Origin of the sequence: Rhodopseudomonas sp. (assembly GCF_048594845.1) — a bacterium.
Classification (GTDB): Bacteria; Pseudomonadota; Alphaproteobacteria; order Rhizobiales; family Xanthobacteraceae; genus Rhodopseudomonas.
On sequence record NZ_JBMDXE010000288.1, the window covers coordinates 1 to 1,920 of the forward strand.

Below are 1,920 nucleotides of genomic sequence, written 5' to 3' on the forward strand. Positions count from 1 at the left end.
GAAGCTCACGTCCTTCACCACGCTCTTGATGACAAACACGTTCATGCCCACGGGCGGATGGATCAGCCCGAGCTCCGCCGTCATCACGATGATGATGCCGAACCAGATCGGGTCGAAGCCCAGGTGCACGATCACCGGGTAGATGATCGGCACCGTGAGGATGATCATCGCCATCGCGTCCATCAGGCAGCCGAGCACCAGGTACATCACCATGATCAGCGCGAGCACGCCGTAGCGGCCCACGCCCAGGCCGGTGAGGAACTCGGTGAGCTTCTGCGGGCTCTGCGTGATGGTGAGGAAGTAGCCGAACAGCAGTGCGCCGATCAGCACGGTGAACACCGCCGCCGCCGTGCGCGTGGCCGACAGCAGGGCCTCGCGGATCTTCGCGCGGTCGAGCCGGCCGCGCAGCACGCCGAGGATGAAGGCACCGCTCGCGCCCACGCCGCCGGCCTCGGTGGGCGTGAAGAAGCCGCCGTACAGCCCGCCGATCACGAACAGGAACAGCACGATCGGCGCCCACACGTTCTTGAGCTCGGCCGCGCGCTCGCTCCACGACGCCTTCGGGCCGGCCGGCAGGAAGCCCGGCTTCGACACGCCGATGATCCAGATGGTGATCATGTGCATGACGATCGCCAGCAGCCCGGGCACGATGCCGGCGATGAACAGCTTGCCGATGTCTTGCTGGGTAATGATGCCGTACACCGCCAGCACCGTCGACGGCGGCAGCATCGCGCCGAGCGTGCCGCCGACCGCGATCACGCCGGTGGAGAACGACTGCGGATAGCCGAACCGCCGCATCTCCGGATACGCCACCGCCGAGAACGTCGCCGCGGTCGCGACCGACGAGCCGGAGATCGCCGCGAAGCCGCCGCAGGCGCCGATGGTGGCGATGCCGAGTCCGCCCTTCCAGTGACCGACGAAGGTGTTGCCGGCGTGGAACAGTTCGCGGCTGATGCCGGACGCCGACACGAACGCGCCCATCAGCAGGAACATCGGGATCACGCCGAACGAGTAGTCAGTGACGGTCCGCATCGTGGTCTGGCCGACCAGCTTCAACGCCGGCTCAAGGCCGGTGAGATAACCGAACCCGGTGGCGCCGACGAGGCCCATCGCCATGCCGACCGGCACGCGCAGCAGCATCAGCACAAACAGGCTGATGAACCCGATCAGGGCCACCATTTCATTGGACATCGCGGCTTACTCCACCGGCTTCATGCGCTGCTCGCGCATCTGCTCCGGATGGAAGATCAGCCGGAAGGTTCGGATTGCGATCAGCAGCACGGCGGACACGTCGCCGATCCACGACACCAGATAGAACGGCCAGATCGGCACCTGCAGATCCATCGTGACGATGTGGTCAGCCTTGGTGGTCACCACCTTGTCGAACAGCGTGTAGGTCTGCACCGACACCACGAACAGCAGCACCAGCGTCGCGAAGATGTCGATGATGCGCTGCCAGCGCGGCGACGCCGCCGCCCACACCAGATCGACGGTGATGTGCGAGCCGCGATAGGATGTTGCCGCAATGCCCCAGAAGATCAGCACGCCGAGCATGAACTGCCCGAAATTGTAGTAGTCCGGGATCGTCACCGCGAAGAATTTTCGCATGAACACTGCGAGGAAGGTGTTCAGCGCGACGATGCCCACGAAGAACGCCGCGATCCATTCGATCACGTCGATGAAACGGTCCATGCCGTTCTTGGTGACGCGCTTGGTCTCCAGTGCACCGGGCAGCCGATCGGCCAGCTTGTCGAGGTCGGAGGTCATGGGGTTTTGCTGGTTGGCGAGAGTTCGATCGTCGGCCTAGGCGTCACCGCAAACGTGGCGTCATTCCGGGGCGGGCGAAGCGCGTGCCCGGCATGTCAAGGGCGCCCCGGTTTAACGCCCCGCGGGGGACATCGTCTGCGCGGCTTTGAGTTG

Annotated in this window: 2 protein-coding genes; both read right to left on the reverse strand. The window is 64.9% G+C overall.

Annotated features, from left to right (window positions below; all coding sequences use genetic code 11):
• On the reverse strand, positions 1 to 1,191 hold a 1,191-nt coding region (locus ACOJTD_RS18710; protein WP_420134376.1), incomplete at its 3' end, for a TRAP transporter large permease.
• 6 nt (positions 1,192 to 1,197) lie between these two features.
• Entirely contained in the window at positions 1,198 to 1,692 is a 495-nt protein-coding gene (locus tag ACOJTD_RS18715) for a TRAP transporter small permease (protein WP_420134377.1), read from the reverse strand.
• Positions 1,693 to 1,920 lie beyond the last annotated feature (228 nt).